Genomic DNA, 23,892 nt, shown 5'->3' on the forward strand with positions numbered 1-23,892 from the left:
GGCCCGCAGGTGGCCGCTGCCAACCGCGCCGAGGAGATCCTCGTCGAGGCGTGGCGGGAGGTGCTCGGCGTGCCGACGGTCGGGGTTACCGAGAGCTTCTTCGCCCTCGGTGGCGACTCGATCCGCAGCATCCAGATGCAGGTCGCGGCCAACCGGCGGGGCCTGTCGTTCCGGCTGCGGGACATCTTCGTCCACCAGTCGATCCGGGAGCTGGTCGAGCACGGCGAGATCAGCCTCGCCGACCCGGACGCCGGGACGGGCGACGCCGCCGGCCAGCCAACTGCCGAGACTCCCGACGCGGAGGCGTTCGCGCTGCTGGCCGCCGCCGACCGGGACCGGCTGCCGGCCGGGGTGGTCGACGCGTACCCGATGACGGCGCTGCAACAGGGCATGCTCTACCACTGCGAGCTGACCGGCGACCCGGCGACGTACCACAACGTCACCGCGCACCGGGTCGACGCGCCGCTCGACGCCGACGCGCTGCGGGCCGCGTTCGCCGTCCTGGTGGCCGCGCACCCGGTGCTGCGCACCGGCTTCGCCCCCGGCGGGTACGCCGAGCCGCTGCAACTGGTGCACGCCGACGTGCCGGTCGAGGTGCCGGTGCAGGACCTGACCGGGGCCGACGAGGAGACCCGGCGGGCCCGGGTCGACGCCCTGGTCGAGGCCGAGCGGACCCGGCCGTTCGACATGGCCCGCCCGCCGCTGGTCCGGCTGTACGCCCTCGACGAGGGGGCCGACGGGTTCACCCTGGTCGTCGCCGAGCACCACGCCGTCCTCGACGGCTGGAGCCTTGAGGCGTTCGTCCGGGCCCTGCTGGCCGACCACGACCGACGCCGCGCCGGCCGGTCCGCGCCGGCCCCGGCGACGTTGCCGTTCCGCGCCTACGTCGCCGCCGAGCGGGCCGCCCTCGCCGACCCGGCCGCCCGCCGGTTCTGGCTGGACGGCGCCGGGGCGGCGCCGCCGCTGCTGCTCGGCGGACCGGCGCCCCGGATCACCGTCACCCGGCGGGTGCCGCTGGAGCCGGCCGTCACCGACCGGGTCACCGGGGCCGCCCGCGCGGCCGGGGTGCCGGTGAAGGCGTACCTGCTGGCGGTGCACCTGCGGGCGCTCGGCGAGACGACCGGCCGGGACGAGGTGGTCTCCGGCCTGGTGGTCGGCGGCCGGCCCGAGGGCGAGGGCAGCGACGCCACCCTCGGGCTGTTCCTCAACACCCTGCCGGTCACCGCGACCCTGCGCGACCGGCCGCTGGCCGAGCTGGCCGGCGACGCGTGGCACGTCGAGCGGTCCCTGATGGGCCACCACCGGTTCCCGCTCGCCGAGATCGTCCGGGCCGGCGGCACCGGCCCCCGCTTCGACAGCTTCTTCAACTACACCCACTTCCACGCCGCCGCCGACGCCGCCGGCCCCCGGATCGTGGCCAGCCGGGGGATCACCGTCGACGTCGCGTTCAGCCTCGCCGTCGACGTCGAGGTGGCCCCGGACACCGGCCGGCTCGCCCTCACCCTCCAGTACGACGGCCGGCGCTTCGACGACGACTGGGCCGACCGGCTCGCCGGGACGTTCACCCGGCTGCTGGCCGCGGACCCGACCGCGCCGCTGCCGCCGGTCGGGTCGACCGAGGCGGTGCCCACCGACGCCCGGTCCCGCTGGTCCGCCCGCGTCGCCGGGCTGTGGCGGGAGGTCGTCGGGGTATCGCCGCGCTCCGACGACACCGGGTTCGCCGCCGCCGGCGGGGACTCGCTGCGCGCCCTGCGGCTGGTCGCCGGGCTGCGGCAGCGCTACGGCAGCGACCTGACCCTGGCCGAGTTCGTCGCCCTGGACGACTTCGGGGCGCTCGTCGACCGGATGGCCCGGCATGGCTGAGCACACGCCCTGGCTGGTGGTCCGCGCGCCGGTGCCCCGCCCCGCGCTGCGACTGTTCTGCCTGCCGTACGCGGGCGGCAACGCGGGGGCGTTCGAGACCTGGCGGGCCGGGCTGCCCCGGTCCGTCGAGGTCAACGCCGTGCAGTACCCGGGCCGGCGGGAACGGGCCGACGAGCAGGCGCCCCGCCGGATGACCCCCCTGGTGCAGGCCCTGGAGGCGGCCCTCGCCCCCCACCTGGACCGCCCGTACGCCGTCTACGGCGACTGCCTCGGCGCGTACGTGGCGTTCGAGCTGGTCCGGCGGCTGGCCCGGCGCGGCCACCGCCCCGCCGACCTGCTGGTGGTCTCCTCGGCGGTGCCCCCGCACCGGGCCGGCGTCGAGCCGGACTGGTCCGCCGTGGACGACGCCGCGTTCCTCGCCGAGCTGGTCGCGCTGGGCACCATGCCACCGGCGGTCGCCGGGCACCCGGAGCTGGCCGCGGCGGCGCTGCCGGCGGCCCGCGCCGACTTCGAGCTGGGCCGCAGCTACCGGCTGCGCGACCCGGACCCGGTGGGCGTCCCGGTCACCGCGATCGTCGGCGACGCCGACCCGCACGTGCCGGCGACGCAGGTGGCGGCCTGGGCCGACCTGACCACCGCCGGCTGCACCACGTTGACCGTTCCCGGCGGGCACGACCTGCTCGCCCGGGCCGATGCCGGGCTGCTGCGCGCCGTCCGGTCCGCCCTCGCCGGCAAGGAGTCGTCTTGACCCGCACGACACTGCTCTGCTTCCCGTACGCCGGCGCGGGCCCGTCGGTGTACCAACCGTGGCGTCGCCTCGCCCCGCCCGAGCTGGAGGTCGCCCCGGTGTCGCTGCCGGGGCGGGAGAAGCGGTTCGTCGAGGAGCCCTACCGCCGGATGGAGCAGGCCGTCGACGGGCTGCTCGACGAGGTGCTGGAACTGGTCGCCGGTGCGGACCGGGTGGCCCTGTTCGGGCACAGCATGGGCGCGGTCCTGGCGTACGAGATGACCCGCCGGCTGACCGGGACGGCCGGGGTGACCGTGGCGCACCTGTTCGTCAGCGGCTCGCCCGATCCCTGGTCGGGCCGGGACCGCACGGCCGCCGACCTGCCCGACGACGAGTTCGTCGCCCGGGTGGAGGAGTTCGCCGGCTACACCCACCCGGCCCTGGAGGACCCGGACATGCGGGAGCTGCTGCTGCCCGGGCTGCGCGCCGACGTGGAGCTGCACGAGACGTACCGGCCGGCGTCCGACAAGCGGATCGAGGTGCCGGTCACCGCGCTGCGCGGCGAGGAGGACACCCTCGTCGCGGACGCCGCGCTGATCGGCTGGGAGCGGGTCACCTCGGCCGGCTTCGCCGCGCGGCGGGTGCCCGGCGGCCACATGTACCTGGCCGACTCCCCGGCGGTCCTGCTCGACCTGGTCCGGCGGGAGCTGGCGGGATGACCGACGCGCCGACCCGGCCCGCGCCGGTGGTCACCGGCGACCGGCTGGCCGGCAAGACCGCCATCGTCACCGGCGCGGCCCGGGGGCTGGGCCGCTCCTGCGCGGTCGCGTTCGCCGCCCAGGGCGCGGACGTGGTCCTCGTCGACCTGGCCGCCGACCTGCCCGGGGTGCCGTACCCGCTCGGCTCGGCCAGCCAGCTCGCGCACACCGCCGACCTGTGCGCCGGGTACGGGGTGGCCGCGTACCCGGTGCGGACCGACGTGCGGGACTCCGCCGCCGTCCGGGCCGCCGTGGCGCTGTGCCTGGACCGGTTCGGCCGGGTGGACGTGCTGGTCAACAACGCCGGCATCGCCGCGCCGTCGGGCAAGCCGACCCACGAGATCACCGAGGCCGAGTGGCAGCTCATGCTGGACGTCGACCTGTCCGGGCCGTGGCGGATGATCAGCGCGGTCGGCGAGGTGATGTGCCGGCAGCGCGCCGGCAGCATCGTCAACGTCGCCTCCACCGCCGGCCTGGTCGGCTACCGGCACTTCGCCGGCTACGTCGCCGCCAAGCACGGACTGGTCGGGCTGACCCGCGCCGCCGCGCTCGACTACGCCCCGCTGAAGGTGCGGGTCAACGCGTTGTGCCCCGGCTCGGTCCGCGACGACCCGCACGTGGAGGGCCGGATGCTCGCCGAGATCGCCCGGTCGCTGGAGGTACCGGTCGCCGAGCACGAGGAGACTTTCGTGCAGGCCCAGCCGATGAACGCGCTGATCGAGCCCGGGTCGGTGGCGCAGGCCGCCCTCTGGCTCGCCTCCGACGAGTCGGCGCAGGTCACCGGTGCCGTCATCACCGTCGACGGGGGGTTCACCACCCGATGAGCGCCCAGCACAGTGCACAGCACCCGGACCCGGCGCGGCTGTGCCACGCGGCGGCCGTCCGGCTGGCCGCCGACGCCGACTCCGACCGGCTGGCCGACCGGTTCGCCACCGTCACCCGGCGGCACCGGCTGGCCGCGGGGCGGCTGTGGGTCGAGCGGGTCCCGGCGGGGCTCGCGTCGACCCGCCGGGACGCCGAACTGGCCCGGCCCCTGCCGGCGGGCGGGCCCGACCTGCGGGCGGTGCTGCTGCGTCACGACGACGGCGCCGACCTGGTGCTGGTCGCCCGCCGGCACGCCGTCGGCCGGCACCGCCTCGGCACCCTGCTCACCGAATTCACCCAGGGCACCGACCCCACCATCGTCGACCCCGCCATCGCCGACCTCACCATCGCCGATCCCGCCGTCGCCGTTGACGCGCCGGCCGTTGAGCTGTCGGCCGGCGACGACGCGGACGGCGTGGGCGACGCGGACGACGCGGGCGACGCCGGGTGGCTGCGCGGCGATCCCGGGGTGGACCGGACCGCCGTGCACACCGTCGCCGTCCCGACCGGCACCGACCTGACCGCCCTGGTCGCCGCCGTCGGCGCGGTGCTGGCCCGGTACCGGGGGGCGCGTCGGCCCCGGGTCGGCGCGGTCGTCGGCGAGCGGCTGACCGTCGTCGCGGTGCCGATGGACGGCAACGCCCGCGACCTGCTCGCCACGGCGGGGCCCGGGTCGCCCTGGCCGGCCCCCGGGACCCCGGTGCCGGCCGGGCTGCTCGACGTCGAGGTGGGCGCGCTCGACGCGGACAGCGCCGCCGACGCGTACCGGCCCTGCCTGGCGCCGGTGTGGCCGCTCACCCTGGCCCTGGCCGGCACCACCCTCGCCTGCCACCACCGCACGGCCGGGTGGGCGGCCGACCTGGTCGAGGCGTTCGCCCGCCAGGTCGTCCGGGTCCTCGGGCAGGTCCTCGCCGACCCGGACCGCCGGCTGGACGACTGCGACCCGCTCGGCGACGCCGACCGGGCCGCGATCGTCGCCCTGGGCCGGGGCCCCGGCGAGCTGCCCGCCCCGAAGGACACCATCCACGACCGGATCGCCCGGCACGCCGCGACCCACCCGGACGCGCCGGCCGTCTCCTGCGCCGGCGAGCGGCTGACGTACGGCGAGCTGGACGACCGCGCCCGCCGGGTGGCCCGCGCCCTCGCGGCGCGCGGGGTCGCCTCCGGCGACCGGGTCGGGGTCTGCCTGGACCGCTCCGTCGACCTGATCGCGGTGCTGCTCGGCGTGCTCCGCGCCGGGGCCGCGTACGTGCCGGTCGACCCGGCCTACCCGGTCGACCGGATCCGCTACACCGTCGAGGACTCCGGCGTCGCACTGCTGATCGGCGCCGGGGGCGTCGACGTCGCCGACCTGACCGGCGGCGGGCCGACCGCCGAGGGGTCCGGCCCGGTGGAGCCGCACGTCGGTGGGCCGGACGACCCGGCGTACGTCATCTACACCTCCGGCTCCACCGGCCGACCCAAGGGCGTGCGGGTCCCGCACCGCAACGTCCTGGCCCTGGTCGACGCCACCGCCGCCGACTTCGGGCTCGGCCCGCACGACACCTGGACCATGTTCCACTCCAGCGCCTTCGACTTCTCCGTCTGGGAGATCTGGGGCTGCCTGCTCACCGGCGGGCACCTGGTCGTCGTCCCGCACCTGGTGGTGCGCTCCCCGGGTGAGTTCCATGCCCTGCTCGCCGCCGAGCGGGTGACCGTGCTCAACCAGACCCCGTCGGCGTTCGCGCAGCTGCTCGACGTGGACCGGCGGGCCGCCGACCCGCTCGCCGTGCGGCTGGTCGTCTTCGGCGGCGAGCCGCTCGACGCCCGGATGCTCACCGGCTGGTACGACCGCCACCCGGAGCCGGACTGCCGGGTGGTGAACATGTTCGGCATCACCGAGACCACCGTGCACGTCACCGCGCAGACCCTCGACCGGGGGCTCGCCCTGGCCGGCAGCCGGTCGGTGGGCCGGGCCCTGCCCGGGTGGCGGGTGTACGTGCTCGACCCGGCCGGCCGGCTGTTGCCCCCGGGCGCGGCGGGGGAGATCCACGTCGGCGGGGCCGGGGTGGCCGACGGCTACCTGCACCGCCCGGAGCTGACCGCCGAGCGGTTCCGGCCCGACCCGTTCTCCGGCGGTCGGATGTACCGCAGCGGCGACCGGGGCCGGCTGCTGCCCGACGGCCGGCTGGAGCACCTCGGCCGCCTCGACAACCAGGTGAAGGTGCGCGGCTACCGGATCGAGCTGGACGAGATCCGCCAGGTGCTGCTGGACGACCCGGCCGCGCTCGCCGTGGCGGTGGTGGTCGAGACCGGCGCGGAGGCCGCCGACACCCGGCTGCACGCGTACGTGGTGCTCGCCGACGCCGCCGGCTCGGTGGCCGAGCTGCGCCGCCGGGCTGCCCGGCTGCTGCCCGACTACATGGTCCCGGCGACGATCACCGCGCTGCCCGCGCTGCCGCTGACCGCCAACGGCAAGCTCGACGCCGCCCGGCTGCCCGCCCCCGCGACCCCGGTCGCTCCCGCCGAACCGGCCTGCGCGCCGGCCGCCGACGCGGGGCTGGACGAGCGGATCCGGGCGATCTGGCAGCGGGTCCTCGGCACCGAGGTGGGGCCGGAGGACAACTTCTTCGACCTCGGCGGCAACTCGCTGCTGGCCCTGCGGCTGCTCAGGGAACTGCGCGACCAGGGTCTGGCCGACCTCACCCCCCGCCACCTCTACCTGCACCAGACCGTGCGCGGGCTGGCCGAGGCGATCGGAGCCGCCCGATGACCCCCGACGTGGACACCCTCGCCCGGCTCTGGCCGCAGGTCGGCCAGGTGGCCGTCAAGGACGGCTGCGTGTACGTCGTCGCCGAGGACTACCTCGACCCGCTGGTGCTGCGCGGTCAGCTCGCCGCGGAGCTGACCGACGCGGAGCTGCCCCGGCACGTCGTCCAGGTCGACTCGCTCGACCCGGCCGACCTGGTCGCCCCCGACGACCGGTACGGGGCGTACCTGCCGCCCCGGGACGACACCGAGCGGGCGCTGGTGCGTGTCTGGGAGCGGGTGCTCGGGGTGCCGAAGCTCGGCGTCCTCGACGACTTCTACGCCGCGGGCGGGGACTCCCTGGCCGCCGCCGGGCTGGCGATGGAGGCCCAGCGGGTGTTCGGGGTGGCGGTGTCGCTGGCCGCAGTGCTGCGTCACCCGACCGTGGCCGCCCTCGCCGACGAGATCCGCCGGTCCCGGGCCGCCGCGCCGCTGCCCCCGGCCGCTGCCGGCGTGGCGCACCCGCTGTCGCCGCAGCAGCGGCGGGTGTACCTGGCCCAGTCCCGCGACCCGGCGTCGGTGGCCTACCACCTGCCCCTGGTGCTCCCGCTGCCGGCCGATGTGGACGCCGGCCGGCTGGCCGGCGCGTTCCGGCACGTCATCGCCCGGCACGACGTCCTGCGCACCGCGTTCGGCACCGAGGCGGGCCGGCCGGTGCAGCGGGTGCTGGCGGGGGTGACGTTCGAGCTGCCCGAGGTGGCCGCCCCCGCCGACGCCCCGGTGCCGGTCAGCCCGTTCGACCTGGCCGCCCCGCCGCTGCTGCGCGCCGAGCTGCGGCGCACCCCGGCCGGGCCGCAGCTGGCCCTGGAGCTGCACCACATCGTCACCGACGGGCTCTCCCTGGCCCTGCTGCTGCGCGAGGTCGACGCCCGCTACGCCGGCCGGGACCTGCCGCCCGTCCCCGCCCAGTACGCCGACTACGCGGCCTGGGTCGACGGGCGGGAGCAGCCGGGGCGCGACTGGTGGCTGGCCCGGTTCGCCGACCCGCCCGCCCCGCCCCGGCTGCCCACCGACGCCGACCGGCCGGCGGGCGACGGGCCGGTGCCGACCGCCGGCAGCGGGGTCGTCGAGTTCACGGTGGACGCCGCCCGCACCGCCGCGCTGCGCGCCCTGGCCCGCTGCGAGGGGGTGACCCTGTTCCAACTGCTGCTCGCCGGCTACGCGACCTTCCTCGCGACGGCCACCGGCGGTGCGGGCTCCGGCGGCGTGACCACCGGCGGCGCGGACGTCACCGTCGGCACCCCGGTCGCCGGGCGGAGCGCGCCGGGCCTGGACGCCGCGATGGGCATGTTCGTCAACACCGTCTGCCTGCGCCACCGGGTCCGCCCCGACACGCCGTTCCGGGCGCTGCTCGACGAGGTGGCCCGGGACGTGGTGGACGCCTTCGCCCACCAGGACTTCCCGTTCGACAGCCTGGTCGAGGCGGTGCTGCCGGTCCGCGACCCGCACCGGCACCCGCTGTTCGACACCCTCGTCGCGATGCAGCACGACGAGGTGGCCCGGGTCGACTTCCTCGGCCGACCGGTGGAACTGGCCATCGCCCCCACCGGGCAGGCCATGTTCGACCTGGACATGCAGGTCTACGAGCGGGCCGACTCGCTGCGCGTGCACTGGGCGTACCACGCCGGGCTGTTCCTGCCGGCGACGGTGCGCGCCTTCGCCGACCTGTACCTGGAGCTCCTCGACGCCGTGCTGGCCGACCCGGGCCGACCGGTCGGCGCGCTGACCGCCGCGCGGGCCGCCGCCGACCCGGCAACCTCCATCGACATCGACATCGACCTGTGAGCCGGAGAGCGAGATCATGCAGTCTCTGATGACCCGGGGCCAGCTCAGGATCGCCGCGGCGCGGCGGCCCGACCACGCCCGGCACTGGCGCGACGCGCTCGCCGCCGGCGCGGACCGGGTCGGCTTCCCCGCCGACCGCACCCCCGCCCCCGGCGCGCCGGCGCACCCGCAGGCCGTCACCGTGCCCCTCGGCGCCGCGCTGGCCGACCGGCTCGCCGCCGCCAGCCGGGGCGCCGAACCCGCCCGGTACGTGCTGGTGGCCGCCGCCGTGGCGGCGCTGCTGCGCCGCTGGACGGGCGCGTCGGCGCTGCTGGTCGGCCGCCCGGCCGACGGCGCCGCGCTGGCCGGCCTGCTGCCCCTGCCGGTGACCTGCGGCCCCGACGTCCGCTACCGGGACCTGGTCGGGCAGCTCCGCGCCGCGCTGCCCGAGGCGCAGCGGTACGCCGACTACCCGGTCGAGCTGCTCGCCGAGGACCTCGCCCCGCACGCCGAGGCCGACCGGCACCCGTTCCTCGACGTCGCCGTGCACACCACCGACGCCGCCCCCGACCCCCGCATCGGCGTCACCGTGGCGGTCACGGCCGCCGAGCTGACCGTGCACCACGACGCCGCCCGCCACGACCGGGCCACCGCCGACCGGATCGCCGGGCACCTGCTGCTCCTGCTGACCGCCGCGCTCGCCGCCCCGGACGCCCCGGTCGACGACGTCGCCCTGGTCACCCCCGCCGACCGGGCGGTGCTCGACGCGATGAACGACACCGCCACGCACCCCGGCGACGCCACGGACCCCGACACCGCCACGCACCCCGGCGACGCCCTGCGCCCCGACGCCTGGGTGGCCCGCCGGGCCGCCGAGACGCCCGACGCCGTCGCCGTGCGTACCGACGAGGTCACCTGGACGTGGGCGGAGCTGGACCGGCGGGTGGCCGCCCTCGCCGCGGCCGTGCGGGCGGCCGGCGCGGGTTCGGAGGCCGTCGTCGGCGTGCTCGCCGAACGGTCGCCCGCGCAGCTCGCGGCGATCCTCGCCGTGCACCGGGCCGGCGCGGCCTACCTGCCGGTCGACCCCGGCTACCCGCCGGCCCGGATCGGCTACCTGCTGGCCGACAGCGGCGCGGCGCTCGTGCTGGCCGCCGACCCGGCGGCCGTCCCCGAGGGCGTCCCGGTGGTCCCGCTGTCACCGGCCGACGCGCTGCCCGAGGAAGCGGTGGCCGGCGGGCCGCCCGACGCGGAGGTGTCCGCGCCGCAGGCGGAGGCCGACGGGCGGGACCTGGCGTACGTCATCTACACCTCCGGCTCCACCGGCGCCCCGAAGGGGGCGATGATCGAGCACCGGTCGCTGGCCAACCGGCTCGCCTGGATGCAGCGGCTGCACCCGATCGGTTCGGACGACGTCATCCTGCACAAGACCCCCACCACCTTCGACGTGTCGGTGTGGGAGCTGTTCTGGTGGGCCCGCGAGGGCGCGTCGGTGTGCCTGCTGCCGCCCGGCGCGGAACGCGACCCGCAGGCCATCGTCGCGGCGGTCGCCGCGCACGGGGTGACCACCCTGCACTTCGTCCCGTCCATGCTGGGGGCGTTCCTCGACTGGCTGGCCACCGCCGACACCGCGCCGCTGGCCGGGCTGCGCCGGGTCTTCGCCAGCGGCGAGGCGCTCGGCCCGCACCACGTCGACCGGCTCGCCGCGCTGCTGCCGCACGTCACCCTCGTCAACCTGTACGGCCCGACCGAGGCCACCGTCGACGTCACCCACCACCGCTGCGCGCCCGGCGCCGACCGGGTGCCGATCGGCCGGCCGGTGGACAACACCCGGCTGCACGTCCTCGACGAGCGGCTGCGGGTCCAGCCGGTCGGCGTGCCGGGGGAGCTGTGCATCGCCGGGGTGCAGCTCGCCCGGGGCTACCTCAACCGTCCCGAGCTGACCCGGGACCGGTTCGTGGCCGCCCCGGACGCGGGGGAGGAGCGGGTCTACCGCACCGGGGACCTGGCCCGGGTGCTGCCCGACGGCACCATCGACTACCTGGGCCGCCTCGACCACCAGGTCAAGGTGCGCGGCCACCGGGTCGAGCTGGGCGAGGTGGAGGAGGCGCTGCGCGGCCACCCGGCCGTGAAGGACGCCGTGGTGGTGGCCCGCGACGGCAACCTGCTCGGGTACGTGCTGACCCACTCCCCGGTGGCCGAGCGGGCGCTCACCGAGCACCTGTCCGGCCTGCTGCCCCGCTACCTCGTCCCGGCCCGGGTGGTGGAGCTGGCCGAGTTCCCGCTGTCCGGCAGCGGCAAGCTCGACCGGCGGGCGCTGCCCGCCCCGCCCGCCGACGACCGCCCGTACGTGCCGCCGCGCACCGACGCCGAGCGGATCCTCGCCGAGGTGTGGGCCGACGTGCTCGGGGTGGACCGGGTGGGGGTGGAGGACAACCTGTTCGCCCTCGGCGGCAACTCCATCCACTTCGTCACCGTGCTCGCCCGGGCGCACGCCGCCGGGCTGGACCTCACCTTCCAGCAGATGTTCCGGCACCCCACCATCGCCGCCCTCGCCGCCGCCCCGGCGACCGGCGAGCGGCCCCCCACGTACGCGCCGTTCGACCTGGTGTCCCCGGCCGACCGGGCGCTGCTGCCCGACGGGGTGGTCGACGCGTACCCGCTGGGGCAGCTCCAGGCCGGGCTGATCTTCCAGAACGAGCTGGCCCGGGGCGCGGCCCAGTACCACGACATCATCAGCTTCCTGATCAGCGCGCCGTTCGACGAGACCGCGTTCACCGGGGCGGTGCGGCGGCTGGTCGCCGACAATCCGATCTTCCGCACCAGCTACCACCTCACCGGGTACGGCGAGTACCTCCAACTCGTGCACGCCGACGCGCCGACCCCGCTGTGGGTGACCGACCTGCGCGGCCTCGACCCGGCCGAGCAGGAGCGCCGGTACGCCGACTGGCACGACCGGGAGCAGGCGTACCGGTTCGTCTGGCGGGAGCCGGGGCTGGTCCGCGTCCACGTGCACCTGTTCGCCGACGACCTGTACCGGTACAGCCTCAGCCAGCACAACTCGGCCCTGGACGGGTGGAGCATCACCCTGCTGCACACCCGGCTGTTCGACACGTACCACCGGCTGCGCGACGGTCGACCGCTGCCCGAGCCGCCGGCCGGGAACCACTTCCGCGACTACATCGGGCTGGAGCGCCGGGCCGTCGCCTCGGCCGCCGACCGGGACTTCTGGCGGGACGTGCTGGCCGACGGCGGGGTCACCGAGCTGCCCCGCTGGGAGCCGCCGACCGTCGAGGCGCAGCGCCCGGTGGTCTTCCACGAGGTGGACGTGTCCGCCGGGCTGTCCGAGCGGCTGCTGCGGCTGGCCGACCGGCTCGCCGTGCCGCTGAAGACCCTGCTGCTCGCCGCGCACGTCAAGGTCATCGGCGCGCTCGCCGCCGAGGCGGCCGTCGTCACCGGGTACGAGCAGAGCGGCCGGCCCGAGTCCGAGGGCGCCACCACCGCGATGGGGTTGTTCCTCAACACCGTGCCGCTGCGCGTCGACCTCGGCGACGGAAGCTGGGCCGACCTCGTCGGCCGGGTCTACCGGGCCGAGGCGGACCTGCTGCCGCACCGGCGCTACCCGATGGCCCAGATGAAGGCCGACGCCGCGACCACCGACCCGCTGTTCGAGACGGTGTTCAACTACACCCACTTCTACCTGCTCAAGCAGCTGCGGGAGCGGGCCGGCTTCGACCTGCTCGACGTGCGGGTCAGCACCGAGACCGAGTTCGCCCTGCGCGCCGAGTTCATGCGCGACTTCTTCACCGACGAGGTCCGGCTGAGCCTGCACTACCACTCCGCCGAGTTCACCCCGGAGCAGGCGGCCGGGATCGGCGAGGCGTACCGGCGGGCCCTCGCCGCGCTGGCCGACACCCCGGACGCCCCGCACGGCGGGTACGCCGCCGGCCTGCCGCCGGCCCGGGTCACCCCCGCGCGGCGGACCTTCGGCCGGACCGCGCCCGCCCTGGCCGCCGGCCCCGCCGGGCGCACCCCGCCCGCCACCGACGTGGCCCGGCGCATCGCCGAGGTCTGGGCCGCGACCCTGGACGTGCCGGCGGCCGACATCGCCGAGGAGGACAACTTCTTCGACCTCGGCGGGAACTCCCTCGCCGCGATGCGGGTCGTCGCCGCGCTGCGCCCGCTGGTCACCCTGCGGCAGCTGATGACCCACTCCGACCTCGGCCCGCTGGCCCGGGCTGCCCAGCCCGCCCAGCCGGCCGAGGCCCCCGCCGGCTCCGGCACCGGCGCGGCGGTCGCCTCCGGGACCGGGTCCGGCGCGGCGGTCGCCTCCGGGGCCGCCCGGGCCGGCGACGACCCGCTGCTCCAGCCGCTGTCGCCGTCCGGCGTCGCCGCCGACCGGGTCCTGGTCTGCTTCCCGTACGCCGCAGGCAACCCGCTGGCCTTCCGCCCCCTCGCCGAGGCGCTCGCCGGGCACGGCGTGGCCGTTCAGGCGGTGGCCCTGCCCGGTCACGACCCCGGCCACCCCGAGCCGCTGTCCGACCTCGACGAGGTGGCAAGGCGGGTGGCCGACGAGATCCGCGCCGACGCCCCGGGCGAGGTGCTCATCTGGGGGCACTGCGTCGGCGCGGCGCTGGCCGTCGAGGTGACCCGGCTGCTCGCCGCCGCCGGGGCCCCGCCGGCGCGGCTCTTCCTCGGCGGCAAGCTGCTGCGCGACGCGGCCGACATCGACGCCAGCATCGCCGAGGTGCGAGCCCTCGACGAGGCGGGCGTGGTGGACTGGCTGGTCGGGCAGACCGGCTTCACCGATCTCGACGGACTCGACGCCGAACACACCTCTGCCCTGGTCGCCGCGTTCCGACACGACGCGCTCGGCTCGCACGCGTACCTGCGGGACCGGCTCGACGCGCTGGCCGACCGGCCGCTGACGGTGCCGGTGACGGTGGTGCTCGCCGACGACGACCCGCTCACCACCGGCTCGGCCGACGAGCACGCCGCGTGGCGGCGAATCGCCGCCGACGTGACCCTCGAAGAGATCGACGGTGGGGGACACTACTTCTGCCGTACCCGTGCCGGGGAGGTGGCCGCCCTCGTCGGAGCCGCCGGCCCGGCCGCTCCGCGTGCCCGCCGCCCCGGGGAGGACCATGTCTGACCGCACGCCCACCAGCGCCGCCGCGCGGCCCGCGACGCCGCGCGGCGAGTTCGTCGCCGGGGCCCGCTCGATGGTGCCGTTCCTGATCTCCGCGTTCCCCCTCGGGGTGATCGGCGGCACGCTCGGCCTGGCCAGCGGGCTGTCCTACCTGGAGACGTTCGGGCTGGCCATGGTGGTCAACTCGGGCACCGCCCAGTTCATCGGCTTCAAGCTGATCTCCGAGGGCGCGGCGTGGCCCGTGATCGTGCTGACCACGCTGATCCTCAGCCTGCGCATGCTGATCTACTCGACGCTGCTCGCCCCGCACGTGCGGGAGCTGCCGCAGCGGTGGCGGCTGCTGCTCGGCTTCGGGCTGATCGACGCGGTGTTCTTCGTCGCGTTCGACCGGATCAAGGGCGACGAGCCGGCCCGCCGCAAGAGCATGTACTACTTCGGCGCGTCCGCCATCATGTACGTCAACTGGGCGATCGCCACGGTCGTCGGCATGGTCGCCGGGCACCTGCTGCCGGAGCGGCTGCGCCACGGCCTGGACTTCCCGATGACCGCGGTCTTCCTGGTCGTGCTCGCCGGGGCGCTCGCCGGCTGGAAGATCTGGACCACCGCCGTCTCGGCCGGCGCGCTGGCCATGCTGACCCTCGGCCTGCCGTACAACCTGGGGCTGATCCTGGCGGCGCTCGGCGGCGCCTGCGTCGGCATGGCCTGCGAGCGGATCGAACGCCGCTGGTTCCCGCCGAAGCCCGACGACCCGGCGCCCGACCCGGACCCGGCGCCGCCGGACCTGACGGTGGGCGCCGACGGGCCGCCGGACGGGCTGCCGCCGGGCTCCGTGCCACACGAGCGGACCGGTGAGCCCGTGCGGCCCGGTGAGCCCGTGCGGACCGGGGACCGGGCGGCCGACGCCGCCGCCGACGTGGACGGAAGGTGACCGCGATGTCGATGCTGCTGCTCATCCTCGGCATGGGGCTGGCCACCTTCGCCCCCCGGTACGTGCCGCTGCTGGTCTTCCGCGACCGGGAACTGCCCGCCGACGTGAAGACGTTCCTCGGCTACCTGCCGCCCGCGCTGCTCGCCGCGATCGCCGTGCCGTCGGTGCTCGCCCCCGTCGACAACCGGGTGGAGATCACCGTGGTCACGGTCCCGTACCTGGTGGCCGGGGTGGTGACCCTGGTGACCGGGCTCTTCGTCGAACGGTTCATGATCGTGTGGACCGTCGGGTTGGCGGTCTTCTTCGGGTTGCGGTGGTGGCTGGGGGCGATGTGACGACGACGGGTGAAACCCCGCTGCGGCAGCCGCTGCGGGTGGCGGCGGCGCAGATCGAGGCGGTCGGCGGCGACCTGACCGGCAACGCAGCCGCGCACGTCGCCGCGATCGCCGGGGCCGCCGACCTGGGCGCGAGCCTGGTCGTCTTCCCCGAGCTGTCGCTGTGCGGGTACGACTACCCGCTGCTCACCGCCGACGTCGCCCAGTGCGAGGTCGCCCCCGGCGACCCGGCCCTGCGTACGGTGGGCCAGGCTTGCCGGGAGCACGGGGTGACCGCCGTGGTCGGCGGCTGCGCCCGGCGGGCCGAGGGGTGGGCGATCGCCGCCCACGTGGTCGGCCCCGATGGCGCGGTCGCCGCGACTTACCACAAGCGGCACCTCGACGCCGACGAGCGGAAGGTCTTCGTCCCCGGCACCACCGACACCCTCGTGCGGGTGCGCGGCTGGCGGCTCGGCCTCGGCGTCTGTTACGACGCCAGCTTCCCCGAGCACGCCCGGGGTCTCGCGCTGGCCGGCGCGGACGCCTACCTGGTGTCCGGCGCGTTCACCGTCGGCGACTCCGACCACCGCCGAAGCGTCTACTTCCCGGCCCGCGCCCTGGAGAACACCAGCTACGTGGTGTTCGCCAACTTCGCCGGGGCGCACGGCGGGTGGCGGTTCGCCGGCCACAGCGCCGTGTACGCCCCCGACGGCCGCCCCCTCGCCGACGCCGGGGCCAGCGCCGGCCTGGCCGTCGCCGACCTCGACGACGCCCGGCTGCGGCACCAGCGCGACAGCCAGCGGATGCTCGCCGACCGGGCCGCCCCCGCGCCCGCCCCGGCGCCGGTCGTCGTCGAACCTTGACAGACTCGCAGCAGACAAACAGAGGAGCACCAGTGACCGGCATCGGCACGACCGCGATCCACGGCGACGACGGCCTGAGCCCCACGGGTGCGGTGTCGCCCCCGATCGTGCAGAGCGCCACCTTCAGCGCCGAGACCGACGAGCGGTTCACCGAGATCGCCACGCAGACGCGCGGCGACGCCTTCTACACCCGCTACGGCAACCCCAACCACGCCCAGGTCGCCGCAGTGGTGGCCGAGCTGGAGGGCGTCGAGGCGGGCCTGGTCACCGCGTCCGGGATGGGGGCGATCACCACGATCGCCCTGGCCCTGCTGAGCGCCGGCGACCACGTGATCGTGCAGCGCAGCACGTACGGCGGCACCACCTCGCTGACCACCGGGCTGCTCACCCGCTTCGGGGTGACCTGCACCCAGGTGGATCAGACCGACGTCGACGCGTTCGCCCGGGCGTTCACGCCGCAGACGAAGCTGGTGCTGGTGGAGACCCCCAGCAACCCGCTGCTGGAGCTGACCGACCTGACCGCCGTGGTCGACCTGGCGCACGCCCACGGCGCGTACGCCGTCGTGGACAACACCTTCGCCACCCCGGTCAACCAGCGTCCGGCGGCCTTCGGCGCGGACCTGGTCTGGCACAGCGCCACGAAGTTCCTCGGCGGCCACTCCGACGTCTCCGCCGGGGTCGTGGTCGGCTCCGCCGAGCTGGTCGACCGGGTGTGGCAGACCTCGATCGTCACCGGGGCGACGCTCGGCCCCATCGACGCCTGGCTGCTGCTGCGCGGCATCCGGACGCTGCCGCTGCGGATGGCCCGGCACAACGACAACGCCCTCGCGCTGGCCCGGGCACTGGAGGAGCACCCGGCCGTCGCCCGGGTGCGCTACCCCGGGCTGGCCAGCCACCCGCAGCACGACCTGGCCACCAGGCAGATGAGCGGGCACGGCGGCGTGTTCAGCCTCGACCTGGCCGGTGGCCGGCCGGCGGCGGCCACCCTGCTGGCGGAGCTGCGGTTGGCCAAGCGGGCGGCCAGCCTGGGCAGCGTGAGCACCCTCGTGGTGCACCCGCGCTCGATGTGGGCGGGCATCGTCGACGCCGAACAGCTCGCCGCCACGGGCATCGGCGAGGGCCTCGTGCGCGTCTCCACCGGCATCGAGGAAACGCCCGACCTGCTCGCTGACTTCACCCAAGCCCTAAACACCGTCGCCCACTAACCCACCGCCAACGGGCGACCCGTCGCCGCCTCACCCGTCGACCCGTCGCCGCAAATTCACGGAATTCGTGGCTATTGCATGCTCCGAAGGCCACACATTCCGTGTAAGTGCGCGTACCAGAGGTTCGGGAGGGCGGCGTGGAGATGGGGTATGGGGTCGGGGAACCGTACGAGCAGGGCATGCTCGACGTGGGCGACGGGAACCTCGTGCACTGGGAGGTGTCCGGCAATCCGGGCGGTGCGCCGGCGCTCGTCGTGCACGGGGGGCCCGGGGCCGGCTCCAGCTCGGGCGTCCGCCGGCTGTTCGACCCGGCCCGGTACCGGATCGTCCAGTTCGACCAGCGCGGCTGCGGGCGCAGCACCCCGCACGCCGCCGACCCGGCAACCGACCTGCGGCACAACACCACGGCGCATCTGCTGGCCGATATGGAGCGGCTGCGCGAGCACCTGGGCATCGACCGCTGGCTGCTGTTCGGCGACTCATGGGGCTCGACCCTGGGGCTCGCGTACGCGCAGCGGCACCCGGAGCGGGTCAGCGCGATCGTCCTCGTCGGGGTCACCATGACCCGCCGGTCGGAGATCGACTGGCTGTACCGGGGCGTCGGCCGGTTCTTCCCCGAGCAGTGGCGGCGGTTCGCCGACGCCGTGCCGGAGGCAGACCGCCCGGCCGTCGAGCCGGGCCAGGGGTCGGCCGTCGCCCTGCTCGCCGCGTACGCGCGCCTGCTGGAGCACCCGGACGCGCAGGTGCGGCACCGGGCAACGAACGCCTGGCTGACCTGGGAGGACGCCGTCGTCTCGCTGGAACCCAACGGCAAGCCGGACGCGTACACCGATCAACCGCCGGACGACCGGCTCGCCTTCGCCCGGATCTGCGCGCACTACTTCTCGCACGGCGCGTGGCTCGACGACGACGCCCTGCTGCGCGACGCCGGGCGGCTGGCCGGCATTCCCGGGGTGCTCGTGCACGGCCGCCTCGACCTCGGCTCGCCGCTGGAGACGCCGTGGTCGCTGGCCCGGGCCTGGCCCGACGCGGAACTGATCGTGGTCGACGACTCAGGCCACACGGGCAGTGACGCCCTGCGCGGTCATCTGCGCGCCGCGCTGGCCCGGTTCGCCGCCCGCTGAGCCGCGCCTCGGTCGGTCCGGGTGGGCGGGGTGTGTGACGAGGGTCTGCCGGGCGCCGGCCCGATCCCGTTCCGGCTGGTGGGGAGATAGCGGATGATCAGCCATCCGAATTGATCGCCGACCTCGCGCACTCTCAGGCAAGGGTCGCTCCTGGCGTGGTGGACGGGGCCAGCGCCGTGAGCGTGATCGCTAAGGCCAGATCGAATGTCGAGAACACCCGCAGGGAGACTCGGCTTATCCGTCGACGGCTCATGGCCGGACTCTGGAAAGGGTCAGCAACGAACTGTTGCTGTCGACCTCGGCTTGACCTCAGGCCAGCAGGTGCTCGCGCATCCTCGCGCCCGGATTGATCCCACCCACTATCCGAGGGCCGGCCGGATCTAGCACGCCGACGGTGTTGTTGCGACGCATGAGCGCACGGACCGGCGGCGGCAGCCGGGGCGGGTCGTCCATGGCTGCGAGGATCTGTGCGGCGGTGGAGATCAGCCGATCGGCCAGGGCGGCGGCGTCGGTGTCCACGCGCACCCGGCCGTACTCCCAGCCGGCGGTGGTGAGGTCGAGCACCTCGAACACGTGGGTCACGAGCGGGTTCGGGTCGGTCACCCGGTCGAGCCGGGACGCCTGGCTGCCGACCACCGCGACGGCGGCGGCCACCTGTGCGTACGGGTGGAAGCCGCACGGCAGAGTGAACAGTGGCCAGCGCAGGGACCGGCCGGCCTCCATCCACAGCGGCCGGTAGTTCCGGCGGTGCACCAGGAGCCGCCGCCCCGTTCGTCGGTGTACTTCGTGGGCCTGCGCCTGGAGGTCCGCGTGGGCCTCGTCGGCGACCTGGCTCACGATCCGGGCCGCCACCACCAGGCCGTCGTCGCCGTTCAGCATCCCGGTGACCGCCTCGACCTGCGCGGGAAACGGGATCCGCGCATGGGCGCCGTACTGGTGCTGGACGTCCCGTAGCAGCACCTGCTGCCGCCCCGCATCGAGCTGGACCCGCCCGCCGCCCAGCAACCGCTGAAGCCAACGCATTTCGCCTCGTTTCAGCAGAGCCGTCCCGGACTGCGGCAATGCTAGTGCGTCGGACCTCCCTCGTGGCCGAAGGGGTGGCTGAACGATCCCGCTGACCCACCTTCGTCGGCGCGGCCCCAGCTACGCAACGTCCCGGTTGACCCCCAAGGTCCGTCAGCGACCTGCGCGATCGTCGCGCCCGGCCTAGACCGGCACAACGGCCACCGCGGCAAAGAACGGCTGGCCCCCGAACCCAGGGCCACGGCACAGTCGCGGGGTGTCCGATCCCGCTCGACGTGCATCCACTCTCCGGGAGTCCCGTTCCGCTCCTTGAGGATGACCCGAAACCTTGGCCAGGGCCTCGGTCTGACCGGTCCTGCGCTGTGTCCCCTCTCCCGCGAGAGTTCCGGGGACGTCGGCCACCCCACACCGCCCCGTACGCCGGGCAGTCGGGCGGCGGCCGGACGACTGCGCCCCGCGCCCGGTCGGGGACCTGTCCTTCGGCCCCTATGGAGCTGCCCCGTCCACGCGCCCGCTCTATCGGTAGCACAAACGGGGCAGCTCCATAGGGGCCAACGAAGGGTAGGCCGACCCGGCGGACGGCCGAGCCCGGTAGGGGCCGATCCGGCGGGGCCGACCCGGCGGGGGCCGATGGTGTCGGCAGCGGGCGCATCCCCTGGGGCCTGCCAAGTCGGAGACCCACGACCTGCCGGGGCCCTGCCCTCGACCCGCCCTCTCGGGCGAGGTGGTGGCCTACCGCGACGGCGTGGTGTCTACAAAATGCGCGCCGGCCAACTTCAACTTATATCGCACCGGGGGGCTTGCGGCAAGACCCGGGTCTTGCCGCAGAATCGTCGGCCGGACCCAGGAATGGACGACGAATTGGGGCACGCGTGCATGGCGATTCACCCGGTCAGCGAAATGCAACGGACGACAGCCGCCTCGGAGACATCAAGATGATCGAGCATTACGTGTCAGGTCTCCAAGAGGTCCACGAGACGCAGGGCGCGACCGTTGGCGGCAAGGGCGCGCACCTGGGGGCGCTGTCGCGGATTGACGGCATCCGGGTGCCGGCCGGCTTCTGCGTGAAGACGGACGCCTTCCGGCGGATCATGGCGGAGGCGCCGTCAATCGACGATCGGCTCGATCATTTGTCGCGCCTGAGCCCGGACGACCGGGAGGCGATCCGCACGCTCAGTGCGGAGATCCGCCGAACCATCGAAGGGATAGTCCTTCCCGACGAGGTGGCTGCGGCGATCACCCGGGCTCTCACCCGGCTCGGTGAGCGGGCTGCCTACGCCGTCCGATCCAGCGCGACGGCCGAGGACCTGCCGACGGCCTCCTTCGCAGGCCAGCAGGACACGTACCTGAACGTCATCGGGCCGGCGGCGATCCTGTCGCACGTCAGCCGGTGCTGGGCCTCGCTCTTCACCGAGCGCGCCGTGACCTACCGCCAGCGGAACGGCATCGACCACCGTACGGTCCAGATGGCCGTTGTCGTGCAGAGGATGGTCTTCCCGCAGGCGGCCGGCGTCCTGTTCACGGCCGACCCCGTCACGTCCAACCGGAAGGTCGCCTCCGTGGAGGCCAGCTTCGGCCTCGGCGAGGCTCTGGTCTCCGGGCTGGTGAACGCGGACGCCTACCGGGTGCGCGACGGTGAGATCATCGACAGGGCGATCGCCGCCAAGCGGCTCGCCGTCCACGCCCTGCCGGGTGGCGGGACGACGCAACAGGCGGTCAACCCGGAGCGGCAGGAGCAGCCGGCGCTGACGGATGCGCAGGTCGTGCGGCTGGTGCGGCTGGGCCGGCGGATCGAAGCCCACTTCGGCCACCCCCAGGACATCGAATGGTGCCTGGTCGACGATGACTTCCAGATCGTCCAGAGCCGCCCGATCACCACGCTCTTTCCCGTCCCCGAGGCCGGCGACGCCGAGAACCACGTCTACGTCTCCGTCGGGCATCAGCAGATGATGACCGACGCCATGAAGCCCCTGGGGCTCTCCGTGTGGCAGCTGACGGCCCTCGCGCCGATGCGCCACGCCGGGGGACGGCTCTTCGTCGACGTCACCCGGCACCTGGCGTCGCCGACGAGCCGGGCCGGCCTGCTCGACGCCCTGGGCACGTATACCGATCCGCTGATGAGGGACGCGCTGGAGACCGTCATCGACCGCGACGACTTCATCCCGTCGCTGCCCGATCAGGTGCAGGCGTGGACGCCCGCCGGGGGCCCGTCCGCCCCGATCGAGGCCGATCCGGCCATCGTCACCGACCTGGTCGACGGCAGCCGGGCGCGCATCGTCACCCTGCGGGGCGCCATCCGGGCGGCCTCGGGGCCGGCGCTCTTCGACCTTCTCCTGGCGGCCTTCGAGGAGCACAAGCGGTCCCTCGGCGACCCCCGCAGCATGCAGGTGATCATGGCGGGGATGGATGCCACCCGGTGGCTCAACGAGCACCTGGCCAAGTGGCTGGGCGAGAAGAACGCCGCCGACACCCTAACGCTCTCCGCGCCCGGCAACGTCACGTCGGAGATGGGGCTGGCGCTCCTCGACGTCGCCGACGTCATCCGCCCGCATCCGGAGGTGGTGGCGTACCTGCGGGAGGTCGAGGACGAGGGCTTCCTGGAGGAGCTGCCCACGCTCCCGGGCGGCCGGGAAGCGCGCGACGCCATCCGGGCCTACCTCGACACGTACGGCATGCGCTGCGTCGGCGAGATCGACATCACGAGGCCGCGCTGGAGCGAACGCCCCACCACGCTCGTGCCCCTCATCCTCGACAACGTCAGGAACTTCGAGTCGGGCGCCAGCGGACGGCGCTTCGCACAGGGCCTCCGGGCGGCGGCTGGGAAGGAACAGGACGTCCTGGAGCACCTGCGGGCCCTGCCGGACGGGGAGCGGAAAGCCGACGAGACCAAGCGGATGATCGACCGGGTCCGCACCTTCATCGGGTACCGGGAGTACCCGAAGTACGACATCGTCAGCCGCTACTTCGTCTACAAACAGGCCCTGCTGGAAGAGGCCGAGCGCCTCGTGCACGCCAACGTGCTCCGGGAGAAGGAGGACATCTTCTACCTCACGTTCCAGGAGCTGCACGACGTCGTACGCACGCACCGGGCGGACGGCCAGCTCATCCACCGGCGGAAGGAGGCGTTCAGGTCGTACCAGGCGCTCACCCCGCCCCGGGTGCTCACGTCGGACGGTGAGGGCATCGCCGGGGCGTACCGGCGCGACGACGCGCCGACCGGCGCGCTGGTCGGCCTCCCGGTCTCCGGCGGGATCGTCGAGGGGCGGGCCCGCGTCATCCTGGACCTGGCCGACGCCGACCTCGAACCGGGCGACATCCTGGTCACCGCCTTCACCGACCCGAGCTGGTCACCCCTGTTCGTCGCGATCGAAGGGCTGGTGACGGAGGTCGGCGGCCTGATGACCCACGGGGCGGTGGTCGCCCGGGAGTACGGCCTGCCCGCCGTCGTCGGTGTGGAGCGGGCGACCACGCTGATCCGGGACGGGCAACGGATTCGCGTGCACGGCACCGACGGGTACGTCGAGATCCTGTCCTGACCGACGACGACCGAGCTAGGGCTGCGGCTGTTCCACTTCCGGCGGCCGGGCACGCCTGGACAGGCGTGCCCGGCGCCAGAGCAGGAACGCGGCGCCGAGGACGACGGCGCTCACGATCATCGGCAGGGGACCGCGCCGGGGGCGACCGGCGCTCCGGACGATCAGGTCGGGCAGCAGCCCGGTGGCGAGGTGCAGATCGTAGGTGTGGCAGATCTGCATGCCGAGCTCGCACGTCGAACCGGTGTCGAAGCGGGACAGTGTCCGGCGGCTGCCGTCGTCGAGTCGCACCTCCGCCAGCGACGTGTGATCGTCAGCGTCGATGGTCGCGACGATCACGCTGCCAGCGGAACGCCAGCCGAGCAGCCGCACGACGTCCGGGACCGGCGCCGGTGGTGTGCTGGTGTTCGTGACGGGGACGAACTCGACCTCGCCGGTCTTCCACAGGTACGCGCCGTGGCCGGTATCACCGCCGGTGGTGCCGGTGAACGGCCCGTCCACGGTCCATGGCGCGGTGGCGAGGAACCTGCCGTCCGGCGACCAGCCGACGTCGGCGGCCAGCTCGCGTCCGGACGGGATGTCGATGCGGCCGGTCTCGCGGCCGTCGAGGCCGATCAGGTGGGCCCTCTGGCCGACCTGGACGGCAAGGCGGCGACTGTCCGGCGCGAACGCCGCCGTCCATGCCGGGGTGAGCGCCGGCACCTCGGTGCTACGCCCGGTCGACAGGTCGAGCAGCCGCAGCGTGCCGGTGCGGGCCACCTCGCCGTCGACAGTCCCGAACTCGTCGTAGCCGACCAGGGTCGTGGCGCTGTACGCCACGTGCTGGCCGTCGGGGGACCAGGCCAGCAGCCGCACGCGCGACGAGGCACTCCTGCACCAGGTCGTCGGCGGCCGACCACTGCCCGCACAGCCGGTACGCCAGCCGCCGCAACCACGGCATGCGGGCCCGCACGTACTCGACGTACTCTCGTTCACTCCGCAACCCGGCCTCCC

At 75.0% G+C, this 23,892-nt stretch carries 15 protein-coding genes; 13 read left to right on the forward strand and 2 right to left on the reverse strand.

Annotated features, from left to right (window positions below):
• Positions 1 to 9: 9 nt before the first annotated feature.
• From OG559_RS26720 to pip, 12 genes are all read left to right on the forward strand, one after another.
• Positions 10 to 1,863: a condensation domain-containing protein gene (locus OG559_RS26720; protein ID WP_405116987.1), complete on the forward strand. Its 1,854-nt coding sequence runs from the start codon at positions 10 to 12 to the stop codon at positions 1,861 to 1,863.
• Positions 1,856 to 2,611, forward strand: a complete 756-nt coding sequence (locus OG559_RS26725; RefSeq protein WP_405108555.1) for a thioesterase II family protein — start codon at positions 1,856 to 1,858, stop codon at positions 2,609 to 2,611. The genes OG559_RS26720 and OG559_RS26725 overlap by 8 nt, the downstream gene beginning before the upstream one ends.
• The gene (locus OG559_RS26730; protein WP_405108558.1) at positions 2,608 to 3,309 is read left to right on the forward strand and encodes a thioesterase II family protein; all 702 of its coding nucleotides are present in this window, start codon (positions 2,608 to 2,610) and stop codon (positions 3,307 to 3,309) included. Before OG559_RS26725 ends, OG559_RS26730 begins: the two co-directional genes overlap by 4 nt.
• Positions 3,306 to 4,172, forward strand: coding sequence for an SDR family oxidoreductase (locus OG559_RS26735; RefSeq protein ID WP_396672632.1), 867 nt, complete (start codon positions 3,306 to 3,308; stop codon positions 4,170 to 4,172). Before OG559_RS26730 ends, OG559_RS26735 begins: the two co-directional genes overlap by 4 nt.
• Entirely contained in the window at positions 4,169 to 6,964 is a 2,796-nt protein-coding gene (locus tag OG559_RS26740; RefSeq protein WP_405108561.1) for an amino acid adenylation domain-containing protein, read from the forward strand. The genes OG559_RS26735 and OG559_RS26740 overlap by 4 nt, the downstream gene beginning before the upstream one ends.
• Positions 6,961 to 8,784 carry a condensation domain-containing protein gene (locus OG559_RS26745; RefSeq protein ID WP_405108564.1) on the forward strand — a complete coding sequence of 608 codons (1,824 nt, stop codon included), beginning with the start codon at positions 6,961 to 6,963 and terminating at the stop codon, positions 8,782 to 8,784. The genes OG559_RS26740 and OG559_RS26745 overlap by 4 nt, the downstream gene beginning before the upstream one ends.
• Positions 8,785 to 8,800: 16 nt before the next feature.
• Positions 8,801 to 13,912 (forward strand): amino acid adenylation domain-containing protein, encoded by a 5,112-nt coding sequence (locus tag OG559_RS26750; protein WP_405108566.1) that lies wholly within the window; start codon positions 8,801 to 8,803, stop codon positions 13,910 to 13,912.
• Positions 13,905 to 14,837 (forward strand): AzlC family ABC transporter permease, encoded by a 933-nt coding sequence (locus OG559_RS26755; RefSeq protein ID WP_405108569.1) that lies wholly within the window; start codon positions 13,905 to 13,907, stop codon positions 14,835 to 14,837. Before OG559_RS26750 ends, OG559_RS26755 begins: the two co-directional genes overlap by 8 nt.
• 5 nt (positions 14,838 to 14,842) lie before the next feature.
• Positions 14,843 to 15,172, forward strand: a complete 330-nt coding sequence (locus OG559_RS26760) for an AzlD domain-containing protein (RefSeq protein ID WP_387017409.1) — start codon at positions 14,843 to 14,845, stop codon at positions 15,170 to 15,172.
• Positions 15,169 to 16,014, forward strand: a complete 846-nt coding sequence (locus tag OG559_RS26765) for a carbon-nitrogen hydrolase family protein (protein ID WP_405108571.1) — start codon at positions 15,169 to 15,171, stop codon at positions 16,012 to 16,014. The genes OG559_RS26760 and OG559_RS26765 overlap by 4 nt, the downstream gene beginning before the upstream one ends.
• A 32-nt stretch (positions 16,015 to 16,046) precedes the next feature.
• Positions 16,047 to 17,219, forward strand: coding sequence for a trans-sulfuration enzyme family protein (locus OG559_RS26770; RefSeq protein ID WP_405108574.1), 1,173 nt, complete (start codon positions 16,047 to 16,049; stop codon positions 17,217 to 17,219).
• Positions 17,220 to 17,362: 143 nt separating this feature from the next.
• Positions 17,363 to 18,343, forward strand: a complete 981-nt coding sequence (gene pip, locus OG559_RS26775) for a prolyl aminopeptidase (protein ID WP_405116989.1) — start codon at positions 17,363 to 17,365, stop codon at positions 18,341 to 18,343.
• Between the two features lie 309 nt (positions 18,344 to 18,652).
• On the opposite strand, the gene OG559_RS26780 is transcribed toward pip, so the two are convergent.
• Entirely contained in the window at positions 18,653 to 19,366 is a 714-nt protein-coding gene (locus OG559_RS26780) for a hypothetical protein (protein WP_405108576.1), read from the reverse strand.
• Between the two features lie 935 nt (positions 19,367 to 20,301).
• Here OG559_RS26780 and rph point away from each other — a divergent pair.
• Positions 20,302 to 22,902, forward strand: a complete 2,601-nt coding sequence (gene rph / locus OG559_RS26785; protein WP_405108579.1) for a rifamycin-inactivating phosphotransferase — start codon at positions 20,302 to 20,304, stop codon at positions 22,900 to 22,902.
• 15 nt (positions 22,903 to 22,917) lie between these two features.
• On the opposite strand, the gene OG559_RS26790 is transcribed toward rph, so the two are convergent.
• Positions 22,918 to 23,754 carry a hypothetical protein gene (locus OG559_RS26790; RefSeq protein ID WP_405117123.1) on the reverse strand — a complete coding sequence of 279 codons (837 nt, stop codon included), beginning with the start codon at positions 23,752 to 23,754 and terminating at the stop codon, positions 22,918 to 22,920.
• Positions 23,755 to 23,892 lie beyond the last annotated feature (138 nt).

Source organism: Micromonospora sp. NBC_01405, assembly GCF_045040155.1.
Classification (GTDB): Bacteria; Actinomycetota; Actinomycetes; order Mycobacteriales; family Micromonosporaceae; genus Micromonospora.

What these genes read in the sequence shown, in the direction of transcription:
- OG559_RS26725 (WP_405108555.1), top strand. Translation starts at nt 1,856, where the DNA reads ATGGCTGAGCACACGCCCTGGCTGGTGGTCCGCGCGCCGGTGCCCCGC.
- OG559_RS26735 (WP_396672632.1), top strand. Translation starts at nt 3,306, where the DNA reads ATGACCGACGCGCCGACCCGGCCCGCGCCGGTGGTCACCGGCGACCGG.
- OG559_RS26740 (WP_405108561.1), top strand. Translation starts at nt 4,169, where the DNA reads ATGAGCGCCCAGCACAGTGCACAGCACCCGGACCCGGCGCGGCTGTGC.
- OG559_RS26745 (WP_405108564.1), top strand. Translation starts at nt 6,961, where the DNA reads ATGACCCCCGACGTGGACACCCTCGCCCGGCTCTGGCCGCAGGTCGGC.
- OG559_RS26750 (WP_405108566.1), top strand. Translation starts at nt 8,801, where the DNA reads ATGCAGTCTCTGATGACCCGGGGCCAGCTCAGGATCGCCGCGGCGCGG.
- OG559_RS26755 (WP_405108569.1), top strand. Translation starts at nt 13,905, where the DNA reads ATGTCTGACCGCACGCCCACCAGCGCCGCCGCGCGGCCCGCGACGCCG.
- OG559_RS26760 (WP_387017409.1), top strand. Translation starts at nt 14,843, where the DNA reads ATGTCGATGCTGCTGCTCATCCTCGGCATGGGGCTGGCCACCTTCGCC.
- pip (WP_405116989.1), top strand. Translation starts at nt 17,363, where the DNA reads ATGGGGTATGGGGTCGGGGAACCGTACGAGCAGGGCATGCTCGACGTG.
- OG559_RS26780 (WP_405108576.1), bottom strand. Translation starts at nt 19,366, where the DNA reads ATGCGTTGGCTTCAGCGGTTGCTGGGCGGCGGGCGGGTCCAGCTCGAT.
- rph (WP_405108579.1), top strand. Translation starts at nt 20,302, where the DNA reads ATGATCGAGCATTACGTGTCAGGTCTCCAAGAGGTCCACGAGACGCAG.